Consider the following 26777-nt stretch of genomic DNA (forward strand, 5'->3'; position numbering starts at 1 on the left):
TTTCGTGAACTCTGTAACATTGAATCCCCTGAAAGGAAGTGAAAGCACTTTGAAGAATTGGGAGACCTGGAAAGTCAACCTCATGGTGCTTTGGTTCGGCCAGTTTCTGGTGAATGCAGGCATGACTATGATTACCCCGTTTCTGTCGCTTTATCTCGCCAAAGATCTGGGGGTGACCGGCGACCGCGCAATCGGGATGTGGGCCGGGCTTATTTTTGCCGCCAACTTCTTGACCTCGTTCATCTTCCAGCCGCTCTGGGGCAAGCTTGCCGACAAATACGGACGCAAAATTATGCTCCTGCGCTCCAGCTTCGGCATGGCGATTGTTATTGTGCTGATGGGCTTCGCCCAGTCCCCGATGCAGCTGCTGCTGCTCCGGTTGCTGAACGGAACCATCTCCGGCTTCAACCCCGCCTCTGTCGCGCTGGTCTCAGGCACCACACCGAAACCGAAGATGGGCTTCGCGATGGGCCTGATGCAGTCCGGCGCGGTAGCCGGAACGATTCTGGGGCCGCTAATGGGCGGCTTACTGGCGGACTGGATCGGGTTCCGACCGATTTTCTATGTGGTCGGCGCGCTGCTGTTCGTTGCTTCATTGCTGGCGTTATTCCTGGTCAAAGAGAAATTCGACCGGGCAGAAGCAGCACAGGTGCCTCAGGTATCCGTGCTGGAAGGCTTAAAGGAACTGGCGAAGGTACCGCAGCTTCCCGCCTTGTTCGGCGTGACCTTCCTGTTGCAGTTCGCCATGGTCAGTCCCATGTCGCTACTGCCGCTCTATGTAGAGAAGCTGCATGGCACCACCGTGGACCTTGCGTTCTGGGCAGGTATGGTCAGCGCAGTCACCGGCATCTCGAATATGCTCGCTTCGCCGCTGCTCGGCAAGCTCAGCGACAAGGTAGGGGCGCACCGGATACTGACCTTTGCGCTGATCGGCGCCGCTCTGTTCCTGATTCCGCAGGCGTTCGTGACCAGCGTCTGGCAGCTGATTCTCGTCCGCTTCCTGATGGGCGTCTTCATGGGCGGCCTGCTGCCTAGCGTCAACGCCCTGATCCGCTCCTATACGCCTGACGGCAAGGAGAGCCGGGCTTTTGGCTTCAACAGCAGTACGCTCGCGCTCGGCAATATGCTCGGTGCGGTAATCGGCGGTTTCCTGTCCGGTTATATCGGGATTGAAGGCCTGTTCATTGTCTCCGGTGCATTCCTGCTGATCAATACGGTCTGGGTGCGGATCAAGCTGTACAAGAAGACTGAACCCCGGCTATTCCGTTAACAGGCTGCTTTTCTTATGGGCGGTATAACTGGTGTGGCTGGTGTAGCACAAGTTATTTCACCATTGCCAGCGCCAGGCCGTCATAGGCAGGCAGCAGTGTGCTGGTCAGGCGGGGATCGCCCGCTATCATCTCATTGAAGCGGCGCATGGCCTGGACTGCCGGTCCGTTCTTCTCCGTATTGAGTGTGCGTCCGCGCAGAAAAATATTGTCCCCGGCAATAATCGCCCCCGGCGAAGCCAACCGGATCGCATATTCCAGATAATTCGGATAGTTCTCCTTATCGGCATCGATGAAGAAGAAATCATACCTGTTCCCCTGTGCTTCAAGCAGCTTCAGGCTGTCCAGTGCAGGGCCGATCCGGTATTCCACCCGGTCCCCGAAGCCCGCCTGCTGCAGATGGCTCTGTGCCAGCTCAGCATAGTCGGCCTTAAGCTCCAGAGAGGTCAGCCGGCCTTCCTGCGTAAGTCCCCGGCACAGACAGATTCCGCTGTAGCCGCCTAGCGCCCCGATCTCCAGCAGGTTTGCTGAGCGGGAGAGGGTCACCAGCATCGTCAGCAATCTGCCGTAGCCCGGGGCAATGGACACCTCCGGCATGCCTTTGGCCGCGATGGCTGCTTTGACTTGGAGCAACAATTCATCTTCTGTATATAGCTGTTCGCTGTACTCTTCCTGATTCTGCATATGTATTCTCCTCTTGAATGGGTGTATGCGCCTGCGGACAGGCATTGTGCAGAACTCTTCCTTACCCTATACTGTAAGCTGAACGTTCTGCAGGTTCAGATGACAAACCATATAAATTGAACTTGAAAATCTACAGACAGGGAAAAGTAACGGAGCCCCTACTGAAAAACTTACATGTACAATTTATATAGTTACTCTTATTGTACTGGCTATACGTATTTATCCACAAGTTAAACGGAGTTGAGCGCACTTGGGCAAATTACAATTGATCGCCACCGCCCCCATGGGGCTGGAGGCTGTAGTAGCACGCGAATTAAACGAGCTGGGTTATGAGACCACGGTCGAGAACGGACGGGTCCTGTTCAGCGGGGATTACATCGACATCTGCCGCTGTAATCTGTGGCTGCGTACCTCGGACCGTGTACTGGTTAAGATGGGCCAATTCCCGGCCCGGACCTTCGATGAGCTGTTCGAAGGAGTGAAGGCGATAAATTGGGAGGACTGGATTCCCGAGAACGGCGAATTCCCGGTAGAGGGCCGTTCGCATAAATCTCAGCTGACCAGCGTACCTGCCTGCCAAGGGATCGTTAAGAAGGCCATTGTCGAGAAGCTGAAGCTGTCGTACCGCACTGAATGGTTCCCGGAGAACGGCCCCCGGTATGTGGTAGAAGTGATCCTGCTGAATGATATCGCGCTGATCACCCTGGATACCACCGGCCCGGCCCTGCACAAGCGCGGCTACCGCCGCCAGGCTACGGAAGCGCCGCTGAAGGAGACGATGGCTGCGGCTCTGATCCAGCTCAGCCGCTGGAACGGCCATCGTCCGCTCTATGATCCTTGCTGCGGATCAGGCACGATTCTGATCGAGGCTGCGATGATCGCCTGGAATATCGCGCCAGGCCTGCGCCGCTCCTTCCCATCCGAGCACTGGCCGGAGATTCCGCAGCGCCTGTGGGAGGAAGCCCGCGAAGAAGCCTTCGATGCGGTGCGTGACGATTACCCGCTGCAGCTGACCGGAACGGATATCGATCCGGCAGCAATTGAGATCGCCGAGGCGGCGGCGAAGAGCGCCGGACTCTCCGGTGAGATTACGTTCAAGCATATGGCCGCTGCGAAGGCCCGGCCGGAAGGCGAATATGGCTGCATCATCACCAACCCGCCTTACGGCGAGCGGATCAGCAATGACAAGGAAGTGGAGAAGCTGACCCGCCAGTTCGGCGAGATGATGCTCTACCTGCCGACCTGGTCGTTCTTCGCCATCAGCCCGTACAAGGAGTTCGAGCAATACTACGGACGCAAGGCGGACAAGCGCCGCAAGCTCTACAACGGCCGGATCGAATGCCAATACTATCAATACCTGGGGCCGCTGCCTCCGCGGAAATAGCAGGAACAGCGCGGTTAAGCAGTTAAGTAACGATCTCTAAGAAGCCTTAAGTCCCATGAAGCACTCTGTGCTATGGACTTAAGGCTTTTTGTTCTCATTCAGCCGCTGATGCTGCATCAATTTCGTACACAGTTGCCCCCGTTCACCCCGAAACTATACATTGTATAATGTTTTCCACATACATTTGCTCCACTCACCCTCGCAGCTACACACTGTATGTTGTTTTCGGCATACATCCGGCCCACGCACCCTCTCACCCGCCTATTGTGTTCGGTTTTCCGACTACACCCGCGCACACCAAAACAGCCCCCGCAAATAACGCGGGGGCTGTACGATGCTGCAGGCGCAGCAGATCTGAATTACTTCTTCTCCACCGGCCGTTTGACGAAGGCTTCCGCTTTGGCCAGCACCTCGTCTTCCGTCGGTCCGCTGATATAGCGGCCGTTGATGTAGACAAACGGGCGTTTGCCGCACGGTCCGCAGTAGGAGATGCAGCCTGTCTTGATTTCGGCATCCGGTGCCATCTTCAGCAGCTTGGGCACGATGCTTTTCATTTTGATATGATTGCACTCGTCACATAATCTTATATCGTTAGCCATGAAGCAACCCTTCTTTATGTCCGTAAAATACGGGCGGATCAACTAGTGATCGCCATGATTTCCTTTAGACGGATTAGTAATCACAAAACCTTCTTCGGGCAAGTAGAGATAATCAATCTTCACTCCGTCCAGCAGGGGCTGGTTCGGATCAAGAATGACATCGATATCCTTGTCAGTGGAGACTACAACATCGTTCTCCTTAGGCGTGTCCAGATCCAGTCCGTAGTGGGCATGGTCGCCATGGGCATGTGTAATTGCTACACGAAGCTTAAGCTCACTGTTGCCTTCAAGTTCCATGGTTTTCTTTATCACTTTAGCCGCGTTGCGGGTAATTTTGACGTTCATTCGATTCCATCTCCCAGGCCTCTATATTTTAAATACTCAATAATTCATTTTAAGGAATATGGGAGGATAAAGCAACCATTAGGAGATGGACATCCACACTTAAAGGTACAATCGTCGCTAAAATGTCATCTTCCGCTGTGCAGCGCCGCGTATTTACGGTCCATCCGCGCTGTGAACCAGCCCATCAGCAGCATCGTTACGCCAATATCGTCAATCGGTATAAACGGCATGAAATCGGGCAGCACCCAGTACAGCAGCGCCGGAATAGTGAACAGCAGCTTGTCGGCCATAGCCACATTAGGCGAAACGATATAATGCCAGGAGCTGCGGAATATATGAGACCATTGTTTGAGTGACAACAGTTTTCTGAATTTCATGAGTTATGCCTCCCTGTGTAATCTGTGTAAGCAGCAAAGGACACCGCCGCTAAGCACCTGTAAAAGGATTGCGGCTGTGCCCTTTGCTGTTATCTTACGCGAATGCGCAGGTTTCGTTTCGCTTTTAAGTAGAATTTTATCGAATTCTCCCGAGCCGGACCAACATTCACTCCGTCACCTTAACATCGTCGATCCGTGCGGTGCTGGAATGCATCCGCAGTCCGATCTTCCCTCCGGCCGGCTGCGCCGCCGTATCGGTCCACTGGATCAGCTGGGTACCGCCCGCAGATGCCGTAATCGTACTGCCGCTTACCGTCACCTTCAGCTCAGTCCACTGGCCGGGCGTGACGGCAAAGCTTACGCTGCTGACCATCGTGAGCGTTCCGGCTGTTTTTTTGAACAGCTCCGCCTTGTCACCGGAATCATTCAGCCGGAACATGTAATAATTGGAAGCATCCGCATACCGGAACAGCAGGCCGGCGTTGGCGAAGGTATTCAGCAGCTTGACTCTGGCCGAATACGTGTAATCCCTCCAGGAGGCGTCGCCTGTATAGGCAAGCGCTTCTCCTGTCCCGGAGTTCTGTGATAGAGCCTTCGTGCCGTCATCCTCCACACTCCAGGCTCCGCCAGAAGTCGTCCATCCGCTGGAATTGCCATCCTCAAAATCATCCTGGAACAACGTAACCGGCGGTGTGATCGTACCCTGGAATTCAAATGCTCCGATATCCGGCACGCCGTTATACAGCGGATTCCCGAAGAAGTCCTGTCCTCCGTTGCCTGCAACCGCCGCCCCGGCATTGATCAGCGGAGAGGAGAGCGCAAGCTTATATCCGTCTGCCGAATCGAGTCCTGTGGCCGTGCCGGGACTGATGAATCCGGGATTGCCGGTAATTTTGTTAGGATCGCTCGGAACATTTGAGTTCAGCCCGTAGAAGCTGTTGTGATCATACGTCATTCTGGGGCTGTTCGTGTATTGTCCGCTGGCACCATTATAAAAGATATTGTTCGTGTAATAGGCCATTCCTGTATTGCTCGCATGGGTCAGCGCCTTATTCTGCGTTCCCGAACGGTAGATGATGTTGTTGTAGACATAGAGATTGCCCCCGCCGTTCACCAGATGGAACACCCCGTTAGCGTCCTTATCGTTCTGGCTGATATTATAGCGGAAAATATTATTGTTCGTGTTGTTCATGACCAGCAGGGTACCGCCCTCATTGTCATAGCTGAAATTGTACTGGTAGATGCTGTCGTGCACCTCGATGTCGAAGTCCCAGGGCTGGCCGTCTCCACCCAGCATCCGGGTATCGGAGGCCTCGTTGTACTGGAAAATAGCACCCTTCGTATAATAAGCCCACTGCGCCGCAACGACAGTGATATCCTCAAGATAGTTGACGATGGATGTGTTCACATCGCAGGCTTCTCCGATGGACTTCGTCTTGTTGTATTCGATCAGCGGCGAGGCGCCGGCTCTGACCAGGATGCCGTCCCGGTGGATCTTCTCCACCACATTGCCCCGGATGACCACACCCCGGAAGGCGTCGAATTTATGTGTCCAGGCACTGTTGAAAAAAGCATCCGTCATCGTCTGAATCCCTGTATCCGCCACGTTAATGACTGTATTGTTCTCGATCAGAATATCTTCCCAGGTGCTCTCAAGTGCTGTATTGGCTCCCCGGGCATGAAAGTTGATGCCGCCTGTGCGGCGGTCTGTGCCGAAGATATCATGGATGTCGAGATTGCGGATATAGATATGCCGGAAGTTCCCCGCCCCTGCTCCTTCGCCTACGACCAGCACACCGTTTCTGCGCATATCTGTAGGCTGCTGTCCGCTTGTAATCTCCAAATTGTTGATCTCCCAGTAGGAGACATTGCGCAGCCGGACGCCGAAGCCCTCCCCGCCCACGGCGGTATTGCCGAAATCAATCAGCGGCTTGGCTCCGCTCCCGTAGCGGTCCACGGTAATCGGATTCCCCTCCGTCCCGGAGCCTTTAAGATCGAGATACTGATCATTCCATACGCTGCCTGCCTTCAAAAGAATCCGGTCCCCCGGGCTGAAGGTGACGCTGTTCACTTTGCCCAGCGTCTTCCAGGCCGCCACCTCACTGGTGCCGGAATTGCTGTCGCTGCCTTGGGCAGCATCGACGTAATAGGTGGTGCCTGCCGCCTCAGCAACCGGACCTGACAAGCCGGATAGGAGACTGAACAGTAAAAATACGATCATGCCCAGCATGGTGAATCTGCGCGGCCTGCCTTGCCTTGGATTATGTTTCACATGGTTACTTGTCATTCTAATCACTCTCCCGCAATTAGTTATAACGCTGTGATCGCCTCACCCAGCCACGCTCCCCGCTGCACAAGCCCGTTCTGAAGCTTGGCGAGATCCACCTTCCGGCTCTGTCCCTCCGCTCCGGCCGCCATCGCCGCCGCCATACCCGCCGCCTGCCCCATGGCGAAGCAGTTCGGCATCACCCGCAGTGAGCCTTGCACGACACGGTCCGAGGATGCGGCGCGCCCCGCCACCCATACATTGTCCAGTCCCACCGGCAGCATGCAGCGGTAAGGGACACCATGCGACTTCCCGGGCGGAAGATGGTGGATATGCATCGCCCCGCTGCTGCGGGCCATATGAATATCGATGAAGTAGCTGTTGCGGGCAATATCATCCGGGAAGGAAGCCATTTTCATGAAATCCTCCTGGGTCAGCACGTAATCGCCCACAATCCGCCGCGTCTCGCGGATACCGATCTGCTCGCCGGTGGACACCAGATGGGCCTGTTCGAATCCGGGCACATAAGCCCTGAAGAATTCCAGCTGGCGGTGGGCTAGCCGACGTCCCTCTATTGCCCCCCGGGTCAAGTCCTCCGCCCTGGAACCGTCGACGCCGAACACATGCCCAAAATTCACACCGACCAGATAATCGGCAATCCAAGCTAGGCCCGAGACGGAGTCCCGGCCCTGCGGCAGCTTCCCGTCAACCTGCGCCTGCTGGACGGCCTGATGGATCTGATCCGTGTCACCGCTTTCATTCCGGTATTCTTCAAAACGCTGCCGGTCCACATTCGCCAGCAGGTAGCACATAGTCGCGGCTTGAAGCTCGCCGGATTCTCCGCCCTTATTGAACGGCGCTCCCGCCAGGGCGGCCAGATCGGCGTCCCCGGTCGTATCAATAACGGTCCGGGCGCGGACCAGACTCCGGCCTGACTTGTTGACGATTACCACGCCCTCAATGCTTCGGCCGGTCTCATCCATCACCGTCTGGCTCGCCACGGTATGGAGCAGCACTTCCGCTCCGCTCTCGGTGGCAGCCTCGTCGTATACACGCTTCAGCACCTCCGGGTCGATGGGCACCCAGTCCAGCTCTGCCCCGAAGCGCTCGCGGAACTCCGGCTCACATCCGGCCTTCATCCGCTCCAGCAGTTCCAGGCCGATTCCCCGCACGACAGCCTTCTCCCCGTCACTGTAAGGACAGAAGGCTGGCACCAGGGCAACGGTGCCCATGCCGCCCAGGAAGCCGCGCTGCTCAATCAGCAGCGTCCGAGCCCCGCTGCGGGCCGCAGCTATTGCCGCTGCCACGCCCGCAGGCCCGCCGCCCGCAACCAGCACATCCACCTCGCGGGATACCGTGATCTCCTCCGCAGGCAAGGTAAATACAGTTCGATTCATTGTTGTTCCTCCTTGAAGCTATACTTAGTACTCCTCACCATTATAAGAAGGCGGAGGCTGCAACAGCGTGCAGACTGATTGCCTGTTACGGTGGACAGTTTTGACCTTTATGGCTTGGCATCATCCGTGGATGTCTCCCTGCCCTGCTCTTCCGGCGGACCTGCCTTGAATTCGCTGGGATTCCGGCCGCTGTATTTCTTGAATACCTTGGAGAAGTACGCCCGGTCGGAGAAGCCGAGAGTGTAGGCGACATTCTCCACGGTCTCGTGCGGGCGGGCCAGCATCGTGATGGCCATATTCATCTTGTACTGGTTGACGTAATCGGTGAAGTTCACGCCGGACAGCTTCTTGAAATAACGGGAGAAGTAGCTGGCATTCAGGTGCAGATGCTCTGCCATATCTGTAGAGGTGATCATCCGGTCCACATGCTCCTCCAGAAACTCATCCACCGCCTGAAGCCGGACATCCTTCTCCTCAGCAGCTGCGGGGGCCAGAGTATGCTGACGCCACAGATGCCTCAGCTCCCGCTTAGTCAGGCTGGCCGCTTCCTCGATATGAACCGTCTGTTCGAGTTGCGTGAAGAAGTCCTCCTCAGCCAGCCCGCCGGCTTCGAAGGCCAGCTGGCGCACGAGATTCCCGCAGGTCTCCTTCACCAGCCGGGGCAGCAGCCGCTCCGCCGACGCCAGCTGCGTCCACTGATTCACGGCCAGATCAATCCAGGCGGCATGCTGGTCTGCAAGCGCCAACGACAGCATACCGCGTTCCTTTTCCCCGCGCCGTTCTAACGTCTGCCCGAAATCCGCGTTACCCTCAAGCAGGGACACCGGCGTCACTGACTGATAAAAGTTATTCTCCCGGCAATCGGTGAGAGTCTTGTATAACACACCGAAGCTGCGGACCGGTGCACAGGACTCCGAATAGAACCCCCGCAGGCTAATCTTCAGATACTGCTCCACCTTATCCTGTACCGCCTGCATGAATTCAGCCAGCTTGTTCTCTGTGACGCCGGGGTCCTCCACATTCCAGACCAGATAAATATCGGCGTCCCTGCTCATAATCGGTGTAATGGAAGCCTCTGCCGCAGACAGCTCCAGCGCAATATTGTTCACGGCTGAATGGATCAGCGGAATATCCTTGTACCGGTAACGCTCGGTAACCGATGCGGCATCCATATGAATGAATCCATGACGCAGAAAGGGGTGCTTCCAGGAGATGCCCAGCCGTTCACCGAACTCCAGGGTGTTCTCCTGGCCCGCCGCACCCGACAACAGCTGCTTCAGGAAGCTCTGCTTCAGCACTTCCTTATTACGCTCAATCGCCTGGCGGAAGGAGTAGCGCTCCAACAGTTCCTCCCGGCTCTTGAAGCGGCTCATCGCTTTGGCGAGACTGCTCTTAAGCTGCTCAGGGGATAGCTCATCCTTGATCAGATAATCATCCGCCTCCAGCTGGATCGCCCGCTTCGAGTAGTGGAAATCCTCATAGCAGGTCAGGAAAATCAGGCGAACCTCCGGCTTCGTGATCCGGAAGGCATCCGCCAGCTCCAGCCCGTCCATCCCCGGCAGACCGATGTCCACAATCACAATATCCGGCAGTGCTGCATGAAACTGCTCCAGCGCATCCTCACTGCTATACGCCGAAGCCACCAGCTGCAGATCCAGCCCCAAGGGCCCAAGCAGATATTCCACGTATTCCAGCATCGGGACATCATCGTCTATCAGCATCAGGGTCATCAAGGGGAACCGCCTCCTTCTCCCGGGTCACGGGGATATATAGGGTGAACGTCATGCCTTCCTCGTCTTCTCTTGCCTGCGCGCTCAGCCGTGCGCGATATCCGTACAATACCTGCAGACGGCGTGCTGTGTTGACCAGCCCGACCCCTTTTTCCGGCCAGAGCGCAGTGTCTTCACTTCCTTGCAGACGCCGGTTCAGGCGCTGGAGCTTATCCTCCGGCATCCCGCGGCCATTATCGCTGATGCTGATCCGCAGCAGATCGGACTCGAACGCCGCTTCGAGCCGGATCGACGGATGGTCCGGACGGGCGGAGAAGCCGTGGCTGATGGCATTCTCGACAATGGGCTGAAGCAGCAGCCGGGGCAGCATCACCGCACCTTCTTCCTCGCCCACCTTGCATTCCCAGACGATATCCAGACGGTTGCGGATCTGCATCACCTGCACATAGCTGCCCAGCACCCTGCACTCCTCCGCCAGCTCCAGCGGCTTATCCGCATGCACATACACACGCAGCAGCTTCATGAGCGCATCGATCATGGCACCATGCGCCGGGTCACCGCTGAGCAGCAGATCCACCTTGATGGAATTGAGCGTATTCAGCAGAAAATGAGGCCGGATCTGCGCCGCCAGCGCTTGAAGCTCCAGCCGCCTTTTCTCCTCCTGCTCACTCTCGACCTGCTGCAGCAGCCCGTTCATATCCTCCAGCATCTGATTGAAGGCCGCCGACAGCACCGCCACCTCATCCTTGCCCTTGACGGGTATCCGCACCGCACGGTTGCCGCCGACATACTGCTTGACGCTGGCCCGCAGCAGGCTGATCGGCTTGTTCATATATCCGGCCCACAGCATGGACAGGACCAGAAACGCCAGGAAGAACAGTCCGATCAGCGAGATGGAGACCAGAAACTCCCGGTTGATATGGCTGTCGATGGAGCTGCGGGGCGTCTTGCTGGTCAGCAGCCAGCCCACCTTGGGAATACGGACCTCACTGGCCAGCAGCGGACCTTCATCCGCAGGAGCGGCTTCTCCGGTGACAGCAATGCTTCTCCCCTTCTGGTCAACCAGCGTGAGCCTGCTTAGCGCATTGCCCGTATCGAGCAGGCTGCGGAAGTAGTGGCTCGGAATGCCCACGTACAGCGTGGCCAGCTTGTCCTGGTTCAGCGGGTCGGTAATGAAGCGTACCGCATAATAATAATCCGGTGCAGCGGGGGTGCCACCGTAGGGGAACCATTGCAGCGACACTTTTTCCCGCTCATCCAGCCTGCTGCTCTCCTTAAGAAGATTCTCAGGCAGCACAGAGAACACCGGAATATTCTGGTTGCCAATCAGTATCCGGTTCTCCCGGTTGACCAGCATGATCTGCAGATCAGCATCCAGCGACTGCACCGACAGGATATTGGCCGTAGTCTTGAGCTTGTTGTAATGGGTATACACTCCGTAATTACCGAAGCTTCCCGTATTTTTGAGATAACGCAGACTCTCCAGCACGGCCGGATCATAAGCCTCAGAGAAATACACCGAGACAAACGAGATGCTGTCCACCGTTTTTTCCATTTGACTGCCGATTACCTTCAGTGTCTCCTCATTCGAACGGGCGATCTTCTCACTCACATTCTCCCGCACAGAGGTATACGACCAGAAGGTAACGACAACAAAAGGCAGCAGGATCAGGATCAGGAACGTGTATTGCAGTCTGCGATGGAAGGAAAAACGGCTTAACCATTTCATAAGAATTCCACCCCGCACTGTAATGAAAGCTTCAACGTCCCTATTATAATCCATAATCACTGCTGCCTTTGCACTTCATCCGTTATTTCTGATTGGCAGAAACTACCTTCTCGACTTCCGCTGTCATCTCACTCTTGACCTCATCGAAGCTGCGGTTGTCCAGGATGAAGCTGGCGAAGCCGTTCTCCACAATCGCTTTCAGTTCGCTGCCGTAGGGCACGCTGAAGGTGTCCGGCATTTTAATATTCGGATCGAACAGCGTCTTGGAGAGGGAAGCGGTATCGATCAGATCTGTATTTTCCCCGAAAAAGCTATTGATCAGCTCCGCCCCGTCCACGCCCTTGAACGAAGGAATCTCCTTGGTGAACTTGTAGGCTTCCTTGGACATCCAGCGGATGAAGTCATACGAGGCTTCCTTATTCGCTGATTTCGCGCCCATGGCCAGGCCGCCGCCGGAGATATTCGTCATGCCCAGTTCCTTACTGTCCACCGAACGCGGCAGCGGGGCGTACATGCTCTGGAATTCATGCGGGAATTTCTCCAGGTTCAGCGCTGCCCGGACAGCATAGCTTGGCACAGCCAGCATACTGGCATTTCCGGCAAAAAACTGCTGCAGCACATGATAGTTCGAGGCCAGCACATCGGCATACGGCTCAGCGCTCTTATCTTCCTTCTCCATCGTGCGGCGGAGGTTGAAGAAGTATTCGAAGGACGGATCGTCAAAAATCGGCTTCAAGTCTGCGCTAAGCTGCGGATGCGGCTTCTCGGTGTATGCGATAATGTTCGGATATTCTCCCCAAGTGTGGAAGTACGTTCCGAAGTGCTCGGGTGTCGTCAGCTTCTTGGCATAATCGCGGAAATCATCCCAGGTCCAGCCCATCTCAGGCAGGGACAGCCCTGCAGCTTCCAGATGATCCTTGTTGAAGACCGTCAGCCACTGCGTCGAGCTTGGCAGAATGCCGTATACCTTATCCTCCAGCTTCAGCAGCTTGGAATATTCATCCTCGGGTTTGATGCTCTCCTGTTCAAAAAAAGAGTTAAGCGGTTCCACAACACCCCGCGAAGCACGCTCCAGCAGCTCATCCTCATTCCCGGTCATGAACACATCGACCACTTCACCGCCTGCGACCAGAATATCCAGCTTCTTCATGAAATCTGTGCTGTCGCTGTTCTGGACCAGGGATTCATACTCCACTTCCACTTTATCCTGAGCTTCGTTATACGCCTGAACAGCCTGGTAGATGGGCTCTTCCGGCTTATCGGCCTTGAAGGTGTAGAATTTGATCTTAGCTTTGCCTGCAGGCTGGGCTGTGCCGGTGGTTCCAGCAGACGGATCAGCCGAGGCCGGTGCATCGGTTGCTGCTGAGGTGTTGCCTCCATTCCCGCCGCAGGCGGTGACGGAGAGCATGAGGAGCATACTGGCAAGCATAAATGGTAGTTTTTTCAAAGCAATTCCCCCTTGATTTGTTGTCTGCAGGCTCATTATACAATCTAAGCTTTGCGCACACCGTGTACAGCTATGCGGTGTGCGCGTACACTTTTTTGACCTTTACCCTTTGACTCCTCCGATGGCAATCCCGTTAATGACCTGCTTCTGGAGGATCAGGAACAGCACCAGCAGCGGCAGAATCGCGGCCACGGAGGCCATCATCATGACGGAGATCTGTGTACCGAATTCCTCCTTGAAAAATTGCATCCCCAGCGGAATCGTATACAGCTTGGTCGAATTCAGCATGATCAGCGGCCCCTGGTAATCATTCCAGGTCCAGATGAACTTGATAATCCCTACGGTCGCCAGAATCGGGCGGCTGAGCGGCAGCACGACACTCCAGAAGATACGTAAGAACCCGGCGCCGTCCAGCTCCGCCGCTTCCAGCATATCATTATGAATGCCGATCATGAACTGGCGCAGCAGGAAGGTGAAATAGCTGGAGAACATCCCCATCAGGATCAGCGCCGCATGGGAGTCATAGAGGCCCAGCTCCTTAATCATAATATAGCGCGGAACAAGCGTGGCCTGCTCGGGAATCATCATGAACGCCAGCATCAGGGTGAAGATCAGCGCTCTGCCCTTGAAATCCAGCTTGGCGAGCGCATACCCGGCCATCGCCGAGATGACAATCGTAGCCAGCGTGGAGATCAGGGCGATTTTGAGCGAGTTCATATAGAATAATCCAAACGCCACATCGCCCATCCATACGGCCTTGAAGTTGGCGACCAGATTCCAGTCGGTGGGAATCCACTGAATCGGGAAGGTCCAGACCTCTTTCTCCGTCTTGGAGGCAGCCGACAGCATCCAGACCAGCGGCATCAGGAAGAATACCGAGCACAGGGCGAACAGGACCGTGAAGATCAGATTGCCGGGCTTAAGTTTTTTCATTGTCATTGCCTTTCGTTCCTTTCGCCTTGGACTAGTAATGGACCTTACGGTTCTGGGTTATCCAGGTAATGGAGGTCACCAGCATAATGATCAGGAACAGCACCCAGGACATCGCTGAGGCGTAGCCCATTTTGAAGCGCTCGAATCCTTCTTCATAGATCTGGTACACGATAACGGTACTGGAATAGTTAGGCCCGCCGCCGGTCAGGAACTTGATCATGTCGAAGATTTTGAAGGAAGAGATCGTGCTCGTTATGGCCAGGAAAAAGGTAGTCGGCCCCAGCAGCGGCAGCGTAATCCGCCGGAACTGTCCGATCCCGCTGGCCCCGTCAATCGTCGCCGCCTCATACAGCTCCTCTGGAATATTCGTCATCCCCGCCAGGAAAATAATCATCTGATAGCCCAGCAGCTGCCAGACATAGATAATCATAATGGCAATCAGCGAGAAGCTGGTATCGACCAGCCAGCGCGGCGGTTCGGATACTCCAAGCTGCATCAGAATCTGATTGACCGGCCCCTTGGACGGATGGTAGAGCGCTTGCCAGACTGCGGCGATGGCTACCGTGGAACAGATATAAGGTACAAAGAAGGCTACCTTGAAAAAGGTCTTGGCATACAGCTTCTTATGAATCAGCGCCGAGAGAACTACTCCCAGCAGCATCGTGACCGGCACTGTGCCGACCGTGAACAGCACATTATTCTTCAGGGCCAGCAGGAAGCGGTTGTCCCTGAACAGCTCGATAAAGTTATCAAGACCGACAAAGTTAATCGCCGACAAGCCGCCGACAAGGTTCCACTCCGTCAGACTGAGGAACAGGCTGAACAGCAGCGGGAACACTGCGATGACCAGCATCCCGATCACCTCCGGCGCAATGAACAGCCATCCGGCGAGCTGCTCCCGTCTCTTGCGCGTCCAATACGTACCGGCTGCGGGCTTGGCCGTTTTCCGGGTAACCGCAGATTCACTCATTGCAATCTCTCCCTTGCAGTTTCAGCTTGGTTGTCCGGCAGATAGCCGCCTTCTTCCCGGAGACGGGCGCGAAGGAGGGGGACATCTACGGCATGGACATCGCCTCCGGTCTGAGCGGCAGCCAGTGCCGCAGCAAGTCCGGCAGCTTCGCCCATCGCCAGGCAGACCGGCATCACACGCACGCTGCCGAGCACCCTGCGGTCACAGGAGATAGACCGTCCGGCGACCAGAACGTTGCGTAGTCCGCGCGGCGTAAGACAGCGGTACGGAATGCCGTGCGATTCGCCCGGCCCGTAGAGCGTGATGGACTGGCTGGATCCGGCGCCGCTCTGCTGCTCCTTCTGTGTGCCATGCACATCAATGAAGTAGCTGTTGCGGCAGATCTCATCATCGAAGCTTCTGCGGGAGATGTAATCCTCCGCAGTCAGGACATAATCGCCGGTAATCCGCCGGGATTCCCGCGTGCCGATCAGTGTGCCTGTGCTCATCACTACCGCATTGCCGAAGGCCGCAGGGTGTACAGCGGCAAGCATGTCCCGGTAGGCGGCCGCCATCTTACGTCCCTCTACCAGTGCCCCGGATACGGAGAAGGCATTCGTGTTGTCAATTCCCCAGAGATGTCCGGCATTGAAGCCTACGGCACGCGGAGCTACCATATTGTTGCACAGATGCGTATCCGGAATGCCCGGATATTCTCCTGAGCGGACCACCTCATGGATCGGGCTGTGCGGGTTCTCCGCATGGAGCTTCGGCCCATTCACATAAGCATAATCATCCACGTTGCCCAGTATGAAGCAATGGGTCGCGGGCTGAAGCTCGCCGGTCGCTTCGTCCCCCATTTGGTACTCGGCACCTGCCCATGCAGCAACATCGCCATCTCCTGTGCAATCGATATACACGGCGGCCCGGAAGGCCTGCAGGCCGCTTTTATTGAGAAGGAGGAGTGTGGTGATGTTGCCGTGGTCGTCTCTATCCACATCCGCAAGCGAGGTCAGGAACAGGATGTGGGCACCCGACTCCGTTACGAGATCGTCATAGACCCGCCTCAGCTTCTCCGGTTCGATCGGCACCCAGTCCATCGCATCCTCCGGCACATGCGGCATTTGAGCCTTTAAGGTATTGAACACCTTGGCCGCGAGACCACGGTAGACCATCTTCTCTTTGTCCGAGAATGGGCACCAGGCCGGTACCAGGCCGGAGGTTCCCATTCCTCCAAGGCTCCCGGTCGCTTCGACCAGCAGTGTCCGCGCCCCTTCCCTGGCCGCCGCCGCTGCGGCGGTGCAGCCCGCCGGCCCGCCTCCGACTACAATTACGTCGTAGGAGGCGTTCAGTGGGATTGGTTTACTTTTCAGCGTATACGTATCGTTCTCCATTTGGCTCTCACTTTCCCGGCGGGTAGTCCTCTTTCCGTGAAGCCCTCCGCCGCTCTTCTATACGCTAATTTTAGCAAGAGACTTTGGCTGATACGGTATAGCTTTCATACGCGTTAATGTGTATTATTTTGACCTCATTTCCAGCCCTAAGCGCCTGCGCTAACAAGCGCAGATAGGCGTTAACATACCAAAAAAACCGTTCTTACAGAAGTAGGAGGTCTCCCTCCAACTCTATGAAAGAACAGTTTCTTGGGTCAGGTATGTGGTGGCTGGTGGCAGTGGCAGCATCCCGCGAATCAGGGGCACTTACACACCTCATTGGCTCACCCAGCCAACTTTTGCTGAAATCAGGGGCACTTATGCTCTTCATCCCCACACAAAAAAAGGATACAGCCGCAAAGCATCATTTGGTCAGGATTGCGGCCGTGCCCTTTGCTGTTATCTTACGCAAATTTGCAGAGATTGTTTCATTTTTATTTCAAATTCGACAGAATCGCACTTAGAATCAGGCCGGTGTCCAGCGCCATATCCTCAAAATCAGCCACGGGCAGCGGATTCTTGCCCACTCCCAGCTCTACGGTGAAGCCCGGCTTGCGGAAGCGCTCGATGAACCAGTCCTTGTAGCCGGCATCGCTGCCGGTCAGCTCCACCGCCCTGTAGCCGCTCACCGCCGCAAGCGCCGCTGCCCACTGCTTGCTCTCCGGCGGCTCATAGCCCCGGTAGTTCCAGTAGATCTCTGCCCCCTGGCTGTGCAGGGATACGGCGGCATCGCCCGGAACCCGCTCGGCCAGCGCCGCCAGTGCCGCCGCCTCCGGCTCACTGAGCGGCGCCGGGCCGCTGTAATCGCGCGGTGCCGGGCCGGGCACCTGCCGCCGGTCGCGTTCCTCCTCCCAGTGTGCGGGGAACTGGTCTCCAAGATCGACACCGCGGATGTTCGCCTTCCAGTGCCGGAAGCTGCGCCTGCCGCAGTTCCACCTCATCAGCTCTGCATAATGAGGATGGTCCGGCATCGCCCCTTCCTGCACCAGCTCGACACCGTCGGGATTCGCCATCGGCACGGCCCAGAGTGTCCAGTCCCGGTGCCAGTCCACAGGCTGACGCCCGTGCCAGTCCGCACCTGATTCATAAGCAGCCGCATATTCTTCAAGAAAGCTCATCAGGCACGGGGACGTCAACCATTCGTTGGCATGCAGCGCGGCATTCACATGCAGGTGGCGCGGGCCGCTGCCGATCCGCAGCAGACGGAGCGGCTTGCCGAGCACACTGTGGCCTATAACCTCGCTGCTGACAAAAGAATAGCGGGCCGCAAGTCTTGCAGCATCCGCCTCAATCTCAGCCGGTCCGTATTCCCCGTGCAGATAAACCTCTGTCCCCCGGGTGGCCGCCGGAATCACCAGCACCTTGCCCGACAGGCAGATACGTCCCGAGCTTACCCCGGGATTCAGCATCTCCAGCTCATCTATGCCAACCCCGAACAAGGACGCGATGCTCTGCGCATCGTCCCCCGCCTGCACCGCATACCGCTTGCGCGGGGCAGACGGCAGGAACAGCACCTGCCCCGGATATAAATACGGCTGGCTGCCAGCCCATGGATTCCCCTGTATGACATGCTCCGGTGTCAATCCGTGTCTTGCGGCGATACGGCTTACGGTATCTCCCCTGCGGGCAATGTATTGCTGCATAGGTCTCATCCTCCCGGCCCTCTTGTGCCGGCGTCCCTAACATCCTCCGTGATGACATGCGGGACCCGGCCCTCATGCCTAGTATATGAGCAGCAGCAGCGGGTCATGTGGAAATGTAGCAACTTGGAGGTTTGTCCCTATTCAGTTCGCCGCTGCAATGCTCTCATCCTACAGAGTAGATACTTGCCATACTACCGGCGTCCTGCTGATCTGCTCGCCCAGCCAGTCCCGGGCAATCCGCTGGAAGATTTCCGCATCTCCGCTGCAGAAGAACTGGTGAATCGGACTCTCATCCCCGCGCGCCAGCTGGCCTTTATCGTAGAGGATGGTGCTGATCTCCCGCGCCGTCTCATCCGCCGAGCTGATCAGCTTGACGCCGGGTCCCATCACCCTGCCGATCGGCTCCACCAGAAACGGATAATGGGTGCAGCCGAGAATCAGCGTATCGATCGGCTCGTACTTGATGCCGTTCAGTGATTCAGCCACCGCCAGATGGCTCTCCTCCGAGCGGAATAACCCCTGCTCTACGTAGGGCACAAGCGCCGGGCAGGCTTGGCTGACCACCTGAACAAAGGGAGACAACTGCTTCAGCGCCGCCGTATAGGCACCGCTTGTAATCGTGCCGATGGTGCCGATCACGCCGACCTGTCCGCTCTTGGATGCGCTGATGGCGGCGCGGGCACCGGGGTGAATGACTCCGATCACAGGAATGGCTACCTTGGCGGAGATATAATCAAGCGCTGCTGCCGTTGCTGTGTTGCAAGCAATGACGATCATTTTAGGATTAAATTGAATTAAATAGTCCACGATCTGTTCAGTGAACAATTTCACTTCCTCAGTGGAACGGGGTCCGTACGGGGCTCTTGCCGTATCGCCGAAATAGATGATTTTCTCCCGGGGGAGCTGTCGCATCACTTCCTTGACTACGGTCAATCCTCCAACGCCTGAGTCTAATATTGCTATTGCCTGCTGCACGAACACACCGCATCCTTTAACTCGTTTTGTGTAGCTTATGTAAGGCTGGAATAATGTGTACCAGGATTTCAGCCCCAATTGCAGATATTACCCCATTTGCCGGTTCAGTTCAAGTAGGGAAGATAGCGGAGCCATAATGCAGACCCACCCGAAGCATACCGCCACATGCAAAAGCCGCCTCCCGCCTGTGAAGCGGAAAACGGCTCCATACCTTTTATATCAAGCTTAGGACAGCTTCCCTGCGGTTTTGCCATCCTCGATAGCTTCCGCTACAGCGGCATCTGTACCGGTCACAGCTTCGATCTCAGCCTCCACCACTGCCGCTTCTTCAGCAGCCTCATATGCAGCCACCTCGTCACGCACGGCTTCCACTGCATCGGTAACTTCCACAGCCTGCTCCGCAATGCCGCTTACAGTAGCTACATCTGCTTCTTCCACCGCATCCTTGACGGATTTGCTCCATTCCTTGACTTCGCTTACCACCGAGACTACAGCTTCTTTGGCCTTACAGTAGATCTCAGTGGTCTTCTCGCCGGCCTGGCCGGCAATAACCTGAACCTTATCCACAGCTTCCGTTGTGCCTTCAGCAATATCCTTGCGCAGCTCCTTACCCGGCTTAGGGGCGAACAGCAGCGCTGTCACCGATCCCACAATACTGCCGGCGAGTACGCCCCAGAGCAAGCTTTTGTTATCTTTTTTCATCATCAATCTCTCCTTTGGATTCTAAGTGCCTCTGCCCGGCCACCCGGGCGATCGCCTATTTCTGCTATATCATAAGCATAGAGAGGATGTCCTGTGACTGTTCAGCCCCTGATTTCGGAAGTTTTCTGCTCAGGGTTCGGCGTGATTGCATACCGGCAGCATTGGCCGCCTTCCGCCATACACTCACTGCGTGTCACCTTCGCTTCCAGCAGCTCCTCGAACAAATGCTGCTCGCACTGGCAGGCCTTGCGGTACTGGGTAGCCACCTGACGAATGGGACAATTATACTCCCTCAGTGTGTATGAGCCGTCCTCTTCCTTGCTCCACTCCGCCATATAGCCCCCGGCATTCTGAATGGTTGACAGCTCCGCCACCCGCTCCTCCAGATCACGGCTCTGCATCACCCTACTGTACTGGGCAAGCATCCGCCGCTTGCGGCCTTCAAACAGTATATTGACCGCATCCGCCCCGCTCCCGTGGTCCAGCTCCCGCAGCAGCTCCAGCGCCAGATTGTGATAGCTTTTGGGAAAATGATCCTCCGCCCGCTCGGTAAGCGAATATACATGCATCGGACGTCCCATGGCCTGGCGCACAACCTTGGTCTTGGCAAGCGACTCCTGCTCCAGCTGAAGCACATGGCGGCGGACACCCATCTCGGTAATTCCCAATTCCTCGGCAAGAGCGCTGATCGTCAGTGGACCTCTCATCTTCAGCAGCGTCATAATCATCCGCCGGGTTGAACCGCTCTCCTGACCCTTCTTCGCCATAAAGGACCTCCTTTCTGTCTGTATGCACACAGCCCCGGCTCAGCTAACCCGTGACCCCGCTGCCCAGCTCCTGATCCAGATACCTGCGCACCTCGCAGGCGAACTTCTCCAGAATATCCGGCAGCGTCCGGGTCATGGGGTGCAGCTCTCTGCGTTCCCATACGAAATAATCCTGAACCAGCGGCTTACGCAAGGCTACAAGCGAAGTCAGATCCTCGTAGATCCCGCTGTCTCCCAGCACCTTTTCCTCATGGATAATAGATATAATATCCTCGTAGCTTCCGGCATCACGCATAATGAACCCGTCAATCAGACAGCTGCCCACATCCGTCACGACTTCAACGGCCAGATGTAAGCACCGTTCCTGCACCAGACCCAGCAGCGTACTGCCGTCCCAGGAAGAAGCTGCATGTGCTAGACCTTCATTAAGATCAGGGATCTGTTCAAGAATAACTTCTATTTGCTTCCGGTTGACATAATACACAGCTGACCCTCCACCCTGCGGTATTTAGTGACCTTCCCTAACATGAACTGCCGTTATTTCCCCCGCCTGCCCCGGCGCTTCAGCCAGAACACCATCACGACACACGCCGCCATAAAAACAATCAGATACGTCAATGCTTCCATCGGATACTCAAGCTCACGCATTCCGCTCACCACTTTCCGTGCTTAATGGGTTCCAGCCTTGCAAGTCGTGCAGTCTCAGATCTCGTAATCGACCGCTACCGACAGCTCCTTGACCTCGTTGATATGGGCAATGACTTCCTTGTGAGCCGGATGCACCTGATACGCCTGCAGATCCTCCATCGAGGCAACAACCGTGACCAGGGCGATATCGAACGAACGCTCCGAGTGAATCAGATCGGCCCCGACTTCAATGGACAGCAGCTGCGGAATTCTTCCTTCCATATTACGGAGGACTGCAACAGTCTCTGCGACCTTGTCCGGGGACCGGTCCTTTAATTTGAAGAATACAATATGCTTGATCATCTATCCCGCTCCCAGCCTGATTAATGTGAAATTGATTACTCAAAATATATCATAAACTGCAGCATTACTGAAACAATCTTGGTTCATGACCAAAACAGGAGCTTTGCACTCTGGACGAATGCCGTGATGAAATGGTAAAGTCATAACAGCTAAACTAGATGATCCGTCACTTCATTAAATCAGTACACCCGGAGGTATTATGGCTAAAAATCAGCAAGAAACACATAAAATTCAGGCCTGGTCTCTGATCAACCGCAAATATCTTGGACAAGGCGTACGGGTCAAAAGATTTCGCCGCCCCAAACGCAGCCAGATCCGCAACCGCGTTCTGCTGGCCATCCTGATGGCCAAGGACATGAAGCTCTCCCGTCTCGCAGAAGAGCTCTCCGTCTCCTCACGCAGCGTAAGCGCATGGGTATATGAAGGACGCATTCCCTCCAGAACCAATCTGGACAAGGTCTGCCGCCATTTAGGCTATCCGCCCCATATCCTGTTCAATGAAGCTCTTCTGCGGCAAAGTCCGATTGTGTGCCAGCCGACCCCATCCCGTTTCATGAAAAGAACGCTCGCCCATTCACCGCAGCATAACGCGATTCTGACCGGACTCTGCATGGTGTATGATTTCTCGGTAACCGATGTCAGCATCTGGATTGGCGTCCATCCCGGCACCTTCCGCAAGTGGCTGCACCACTGCCATCTGCCTACCCTGGCCCTGCAGGAGAAGGCCGAGAATTTCTTCCGCATTCCGCGGCATATCCTGTTCGCCGACTGCGAGCTGCATTAACCTTCATTAATTAGGAAGCCGCAGGAAGAAGTAGGAGCACGCACAGCATCAGGTTCACAGTAGGGTCCTTCTCGCCGCAGGGAGGGGCCATGTTGACGTTACTTTCGCAGATGGCAGTTACCGTTTGAGCGTAAGGATCGTTCTTAGTATGTATTCATGAGTCCCGCCCTGCGGGTTCTGCAACGACTCGGTAAAGGAACCTGTCTCCAGAATCTCCGTCCCGGCAAAATGCTCCCGCAAATCGGCATCGCTGAAGAAGTGGGCATATTTATCCTCTTTATATTCAAAGGTGCCCGGCTCCAGCTCTCTCCCGCAGCCGTTATGGGGATCTTCATCGGAGAAGCTGGTGAAGTAAAGCAGCCCTCCAGTCCTGACCTGACTGAGACTGGCCTCAATCAGCCTGCGGCGGTCACCGGCGAGGAATAAATGCAGAACGTCATAGCAGTATACGGCATCTACAGACTGCCTAAGCTGCGGCTCCAGCGCCGAGCCTGCAATAAAGCTAGTTCCCGGGTCCCATGCTGCGGCCAGCTCAAGCGCCGGTTCACTTAATTCTATGCCGTATACTTTAAAATCAGCAGAGAATACTTTGGTATTCCGCCCATACCCGGCACCCGGAACAAGAACGGAGGAGACACCTGCCTCCTGGAATTTCCGCTTCGCCCATTCTGCCGACGGGCTTGGCTCACTCCCCCAGATCATCCCCTCCTGCGCAAATCTTTTACTCCAATACTCAGTCATGCAGCTCCTTCTTTCCTGCCTTAGAATAGTTATCTATGTAGTTCCAGCTTCTCTATCATAGTCCACTCTGCCCGATCCGGCAAAGTCTATGGACACAGCAAAACGGCTGGCTCCTGTAACACAGAGAGATCAGCCGTCTTGCCGTTATAGCATCTATGAAGTTAACAGCCTACCAGCTGGACTTGGTAACGCCCGGAATTTGTCCCTTGTGTGCCAGCTCCCGGAAGACGATCCGGGATATCTTGAATGTACTCAGATAGCCGCGCGGTCTGCCGGACACGCTGCATCTGTTTTTTTGACGGGTGGCTGAGGAATCCCGGGGCAGCTTCTGCAGTGCCATCACATCGCCCGCCGCCTTCAGCTCTCTGCGCTTGTCAGCGTACTTCGCCACCAGCTCCTGCCGCTTCTGTTCCTTCACAACCTTTGATTTCTTGGCCACTATAGATCAGCTCCTTCGTTCTTATTCGTTCAACGCCTGGATCAGCGCTTCAAGATTCTGCCGCATCAGACTCAGATAATCTAGATTATGCGCAGCGTCTTCCTCTGTTAATCCTTCGATTGGATTCAGCACAGCAGTCTTGGCTCCTATTTCCTGGGCAATAGTATCAGCGACACTGGAGGAGACCAAGGTTTCAAAAAAGATCGTAGTCACCTTATTCGCCTTGGCGAACTCCACAATCTTGGCCATCTGTGCAGCAGACGGCTCCTGCTCCGGCGACAGCCCCGCAATCGGCACCTGCGTCAAGCCATATTGCTGTGCCAGATAACCAAAAGCGGCATGCTGCGTAATAAAGTCCTTGCGCTTCGTATTCTGAAGCCCGGCTCTGAAATCCTGATCCAGCTTCTCCAGCTTGGCGATATAAGCATCGCTGTTAGCGTGGAAGGCAGCAGCATTTACGGGAAATGCTGCGGAGAGTGCTGCTTCAATGGTCTGAACCTCCCGGATAGCCATCACCGGGTCCAGCCATACATGAGGATCAAGCCCGCCGTGGTCGTGGTCGTGGTCATGGTCTGCTTCACTGACAGCTGTATCATTATGGGAATGGTCGTGACCGCTTCCTTCAGTTGCGGACTCATCATGTTGATGGTCATGGCCGTGATCGTGGTCTGCTTCAGCCGCAGCTTCCTCTTCATGGCTGTGTTCATGTTCATGTTCATGTTCATGTTCGTGTTCGTGCTCTGTTCCTTCAATAATCTGGAGTCCTTTACTCGCCTCTATCGTAATCAGATCACTTCCGGCAGCACCGTCCACAATCTGCTGCGCCCAGCCCTCCATGCCTGCGCCATTATAGACAAGCACATCTGCATCCGAAATATCAGCCATATCCTTCGCAGTCGGTTCCCAATCATGCGGCTCGACTCCGGGCGGGACCAGCACCTCCACATTGGCAAGGTCTCCGGTAATGCTTTTCGTGAATTCGTACATCGGGTAAAAGCTAACCTTAATGTTCAATTTATCCCCTGCGGGTACAGATGAAGCTTCGGCCGCAGCCGATGGTGAAGCCGCCGGACTGCTGGTTGAAGCGGCTTTCGTCGCAGTGTTGTTGCCGCAGCCGGAGATCAATAGCATGGCGGTCAGGGACAAGGCGGCAAGCTGACGGATTCTGAATGTGGACTGTGCGCTCGAATTGGATATTGCTATGGATTTGAATTTCAACATATGTTGTGAGACCCCTTTTCTTCATTGGCTTGAGATGAATACTGGCTGCGGCTGCGCAGCCTGATCAGCTTCTGTACTGCAATGGCTATCAGCAGAAATATCAGCAGAATGAGTGCAATCGTGCCTCCTGAAGGCGTGTTGATATAGTAGGAGGCTGTAAGCCCGCTGAACACACCGGTCAGCCCCACACTGACGGAGATCATTATGGCTGCCGTGAAGCCCGATGCAATCCGCAGCGCTATAGAAGCGGGCAGCACAATCAGAGCGGATACGAGCAGCACACCCACCACCGGCATAGCTGCGGCAACGGTCATACCGGTTAGGACGGCGAACGAGAAGGACAACCACCCGGTACGGACACCGCTGATAGCGGCCGTCTCTTCGTCGAAGGTTAGGCTGTACAATGGGCGGCGCAGAATGATGAAATAGAGAAGACCGGCTGCAGACACCACGGCGATCAGTTTAAGCTGAGTATCACTTACGGCAACGATGGAGCCGAACAGATAGGAGCTGAAGCTCTTGGTCAGATTCTGCTTCAGGCTCATCAGCACGACGGCCAGCGCCAGGCCGGAGGTCATAATAATAGCAACCGGAAGCTCGCTGTAGGTACGGTAAGAGCGGCGCAGCTGTTCAATAATCAGCCCTCCTGCTATAGCTACAGCGAAGCCGCTCAGAGCAGGATTCCATCCCAGTACGGAACCCAGTGCTACTCCGGCAAGGGAGACATGAGACAGCGTATCGGCCATCAGCACCTGCCTGCGGAGCATCAGGTAGACTCCCAGTAAGGGTCCGATCAGCCCGATCAGGCCTCCTGCCCAAAATGCGCGTTGCATGAATTCGTAACCAAGCATGTCCAGCCCTCCTGCTCCTTGCGTTCCAGCGTAATCACGGTATCCAGATAGGAACTCGTCTCTTCCAGGCCATGTGTAACCATGATGACGGTCCGGCCATGCCGGCTGACATAATGCCGCATCAGCTCATAGAACCCGGTGCGGCTGGCAGCATCCATCCCCGTTACCGGCTCATCCAGCACCAGCACCTGCGGCTGCTGGGCCAGTGCGCGGGCTATGCAGATCCGCTGCTTCTGCCCGCCGGACAGCTCGCCGATTCTCCGGTTACGGTACTCCCACATCTCCACCTGCCGCAGGCTGCTCTCGACAAGCGCTTCCTTTTCCTTAGTGAAGCGGCGGAACAACCCCAGCCCTGAATAACAGCCGGAACGGACCAGCTCAATCACCTTGCTCGGAAATCCGGCATTGAAGGAGGCTACCTGCTGCGGCACATACCCGATCGTAAGCTTGCCTCCTCCGGTAATTTCCCGGTTCAGAGTAACCGTTCCGCTCCAGGGCTTCAGCAGGCCCAACATCAGCTTCAGCAGCGTGGTCTTCGCTGCCCCGTTTGGTCCGGTAATTCCAATGAACTGTCCGGCCTCCAGATCCAGTGACAAGCGGTCAATGACCGGCTCATCCCCGTAACCGAACACCACATCCCTGATGGATGACAAAATCATCGCTCCTCCCCCTTTCTATTCGGCCCGCTGTGGCGTGCCGTAATGATTCCGTGCCTGATTCCGTGCGTGATCCTATGGCTACTGCCGTAGTTACTGCTCCGTCTGCTGTTGGGCACTTATTAATTTGGACCAAGCATGTTCCACGGATTAAACAAACTAAGTATTGATTATTATTCGTAATATTTACGATTATGTTTCAACTTCATTGATATTATCGTAATCATTACGATTTGTAAACCCAAAACAACAAATTAATCGTAATCACACTGATTAACCTTATTCGGGCCAAGCCAGCGTGCGACAAAACATCGAAATTCAAGCCATTGGGATCGCACCGACTCGGTCTATGTCCACCCGTGCCAGCATGAATGCCCCACTTACCCCCGCAATACAAATTGTGTTCGGTTTTCCGCATACATTCGCATTTGCCCCACGTGCCTTCGTAGCGCCTAATCCCTATACAG

At 55.6% G+C, this 26777-nt stretch carries 26 protein-coding genes; 3 read left to right on the top strand and 23 right to left on the bottom strand.

The window, feature by feature from the left end:
* The first annotated feature begins 49 nt into the window (after positions 1-49).
* A complete protein-coding gene (locus tag MKY64_RS15990) occupies positions 50-1270 on the top strand; it encodes an MFS transporter (RefSeq protein ID WP_036725253.1) in 1221 nt (406 codons plus the stop codon).
* A gap of 52 nt (positions 1271-1322) precedes the next feature.
* On the opposite strand, the gene MKY64_RS15995 is transcribed toward MKY64_RS15990, so the two are convergent.
* On the bottom strand, positions 1323-1952 hold the full coding sequence (locus MKY64_RS15995; RefSeq protein ID WP_209874312.1) for an O-methyltransferase: 630 nt from the start codon (positions 1950-1952) through the stop codon (positions 1323-1325).
* 250 nt (positions 1953-2202) lie between these two features.
* Between MKY64_RS15995 and MKY64_RS16000 the strand changes: the two genes are divergently transcribed.
* Positions 2203-3336 (top strand): THUMP domain-containing class I SAM-dependent RNA methyltransferase, encoded by a 1134-nt coding sequence (locus MKY64_RS16000; RefSeq protein ID WP_036725255.1) that lies wholly within the window; start codon positions 2203-2205, stop codon positions 3334-3336.
* 359 nt (positions 3337-3695) lie between these two features.
* Here the strand turns inward: MKY64_RS16000 and MKY64_RS16005 are convergent, their stop codons facing one another.
* The 17 genes from MKY64_RS16005 to MKY64_RS16085 all read right to left on the bottom strand — a co-directional run bounded on the left by MKY64_RS16005 (position 3696) and on the right by MKY64_RS16085 (position 21618).
* The gene (locus tag MKY64_RS16005) at positions 3696-3935 is read right to left on the bottom strand and encodes a DUF1450 domain-containing protein (protein WP_036725257.1); all 240 of its coding nucleotides are present in this window, start codon (positions 3933-3935) and stop codon (positions 3696-3698) included.
* Between the two features lie 42 nt (positions 3936-3977).
* On the bottom strand, positions 3978-4280 hold the full coding sequence (locus tag MKY64_RS16010) for a HesB/IscA family protein (protein WP_036702251.1): 303 nt from the start codon (positions 4278-4280) through the stop codon (positions 3978-3980).
* 125 nt (positions 4281-4405) lie between these two features.
* Positions 4406-4657: a hypothetical protein gene (locus MKY64_RS16015; RefSeq protein ID WP_036725259.1), complete on the bottom strand. Its 252-nt coding sequence runs from the start codon at positions 4655-4657 to the stop codon at positions 4406-4408.
* A 166-nt stretch (positions 4658-4823) separates the two neighbouring features.
* Positions 4824-6944, bottom strand: a complete 2121-nt coding sequence (locus MKY64_RS16020) for a family 16 glycoside hydrolase (protein WP_340954203.1) — start codon at positions 6942-6944, stop codon at positions 4824-4826.
* Between the two features lie 23 nt (positions 6945-6967).
* A complete protein-coding gene (locus tag MKY64_RS16025; RefSeq protein WP_340954205.1) occupies positions 6968-8320 on the bottom strand; it encodes an FAD-dependent oxidoreductase in 1353 nt (450 codons plus the stop codon).
* A gap of 107 nt (positions 8321-8427) precedes the next feature.
* Positions 8428-10050 (bottom strand): response regulator transcription factor, encoded by a 1623-nt coding sequence (locus MKY64_RS16030; RefSeq protein ID WP_340958095.1) that lies wholly within the window; start codon positions 10048-10050, stop codon positions 8428-8430.
* A complete protein-coding gene (locus MKY64_RS16035) occupies positions 10025-11779 on the bottom strand; it encodes a sensor histidine kinase (RefSeq protein ID WP_340954206.1) in 1755 nt (584 codons plus the stop codon). The genes MKY64_RS16030 and MKY64_RS16035 overlap by 26 nt, the downstream gene beginning before the upstream one ends.
* An 82-nt stretch (positions 11780-11861) precedes the next feature.
* Positions 11862-13226 carry an ABC transporter substrate-binding protein gene (locus tag MKY64_RS16040; protein WP_162174689.1) on the bottom strand — a complete coding sequence of 455 codons (1365 nt, stop codon included), beginning with the start codon at positions 13224-13226 and terminating at the stop codon, positions 11862-11864.
* A 102-nt stretch (positions 13227-13328) separates the two neighbouring features.
* On the bottom strand, positions 13329-14165 hold the full coding sequence (locus MKY64_RS16045) for a carbohydrate ABC transporter permease (RefSeq protein WP_209874339.1): 837 nt from the start codon (positions 14163-14165) through the stop codon (positions 13329-13331).
* 25 nt (positions 14166-14190) lie between these two features.
* The gene (locus MKY64_RS16050) at positions 14191-15129 is read right to left on the bottom strand and encodes a carbohydrate ABC transporter permease (protein ID WP_339255324.1); all 939 of its coding nucleotides are present in this window, start codon (positions 15127-15129) and stop codon (positions 14191-14193) included.
* On the bottom strand, positions 15126-16502 hold the full coding sequence (locus tag MKY64_RS16055; RefSeq protein WP_209874345.1) for an FAD-dependent oxidoreductase: 1377 nt from the start codon (positions 16500-16502) through the stop codon (positions 15126-15128). The genes MKY64_RS16050 and MKY64_RS16055 overlap by 4 nt, the downstream gene beginning before the upstream one ends.
* A 473-nt stretch (positions 16503-16975) precedes the next feature.
* Positions 16976-18184, bottom strand: a complete 1209-nt coding sequence (locus MKY64_RS16060) for a M14 family zinc carboxypeptidase (protein WP_340954210.1) — start codon at positions 18182-18184, stop codon at positions 16976-16978.
* A 168-nt stretch (positions 18185-18352) separates the two neighbouring features.
* On the bottom strand, positions 18353-19159 hold the full coding sequence (gene racE / locus MKY64_RS16065) for a glutamate racemase (protein ID WP_036725271.1): 807 nt from the start codon (positions 19157-19159) through the stop codon (positions 18353-18355).
* A 225-nt stretch (positions 19160-19384) separates the two neighbouring features.
* Positions 19385-19864, bottom strand: coding sequence for a YtxH domain-containing protein (locus tag MKY64_RS16070; protein ID WP_340954213.1), 480 nt, complete (start codon positions 19862-19864; stop codon positions 19385-19387).
* A gap of 98 nt (positions 19865-19962) precedes the next feature.
* The gene (locus MKY64_RS16075; RefSeq protein WP_340954216.1) at positions 19963-20628 is read right to left on the bottom strand and encodes a helix-turn-helix transcriptional regulator; all 666 of its coding nucleotides are present in this window, start codon (positions 20626-20628) and stop codon (positions 19963-19965) included.
* Between the two features lie 43 nt (positions 20629-20671).
* The gene (locus MKY64_RS16080; RefSeq protein WP_036725274.1) at positions 20672-21112 is read right to left on the bottom strand and encodes a DUF86 domain-containing protein; all 441 of its coding nucleotides are present in this window, start codon (positions 21110-21112) and stop codon (positions 20672-20674) included.
* 218 nt (positions 21113-21330) lie between these two features.
* Positions 21331-21618, bottom strand: coding sequence for a Dabb family protein (locus tag MKY64_RS16085; RefSeq protein ID WP_036702274.1), 288 nt, complete (start codon positions 21616-21618; stop codon positions 21331-21333).
* A gap of 199 nt (positions 21619-21817) precedes the next feature.
* On the opposite strand from MKY64_RS16085, the gene MKY64_RS16090 reads away from it, so the two are divergent.
* Entirely contained in the window at positions 21818-22402 is a 585-nt protein-coding gene (locus MKY64_RS16090; RefSeq protein ID WP_036702276.1) for a helix-turn-helix domain-containing protein, read from the top strand.
* Between the two features lie 117 nt (positions 22403-22519).
* Here the strand turns inward: MKY64_RS16090 and MKY64_RS16095 are convergent, their stop codons facing one another.
* The 5 genes from MKY64_RS16095 to MKY64_RS16115 all read right to left on the bottom strand — a co-directional run bounded on the left by MKY64_RS16095 (position 22520) and on the right by MKY64_RS16115 (position 26313).
* On the bottom strand, positions 22520-23143 hold the full coding sequence (locus tag MKY64_RS16095; RefSeq protein ID WP_340954220.1) for a class I SAM-dependent methyltransferase: 624 nt from the start codon (positions 23141-23143) through the stop codon (positions 22520-22522).
* A 169-nt stretch (positions 23144-23312) separates the two neighbouring features.
* Positions 23313-23582 (bottom strand): 30S ribosomal protein S14, encoded by a 270-nt coding sequence (gene rpsN / locus MKY64_RS16100; RefSeq protein ID WP_076078385.1) that lies wholly within the window; start codon positions 23580-23582, stop codon positions 23313-23315.
* Positions 23583-23603: 21 nt separating this feature from the next.
* Positions 23604-24803, bottom strand: coding sequence for a metal ABC transporter substrate-binding protein (locus MKY64_RS16105; protein WP_340954223.1), 1200 nt, complete (start codon positions 24801-24803; stop codon positions 23604-23606).
* Positions 24797-25660 carry a metal ABC transporter permease gene (locus MKY64_RS16110; RefSeq protein WP_340958096.1) on the bottom strand — a complete coding sequence of 288 codons (864 nt, stop codon included), beginning with the start codon at positions 25658-25660 and terminating at the stop codon, positions 24797-24799. The genes MKY64_RS16105 and MKY64_RS16110 overlap by 7 nt, the downstream gene beginning before the upstream one ends.
* Positions 25606-26313 (bottom strand): metal ABC transporter ATP-binding protein, encoded by a 708-nt coding sequence (locus MKY64_RS16115; protein WP_340954226.1) that lies wholly within the window; start codon positions 26311-26313, stop codon positions 25606-25608. The genes MKY64_RS16110 and MKY64_RS16115 overlap by 55 nt, the downstream gene beginning before the upstream one ends.
* Positions 26314-26777 lie beyond the last annotated feature (464 nt).

Source organism: Paenibacillus sp. FSL R7-0210 (genome assembly GCF_038009085.1).
Taxonomy (GTDB): Bacteria; Bacillota; Bacilli; order Paenibacillales; family Paenibacillaceae; genus Paenibacillus_AQ; species Paenibacillus_AQ silagei.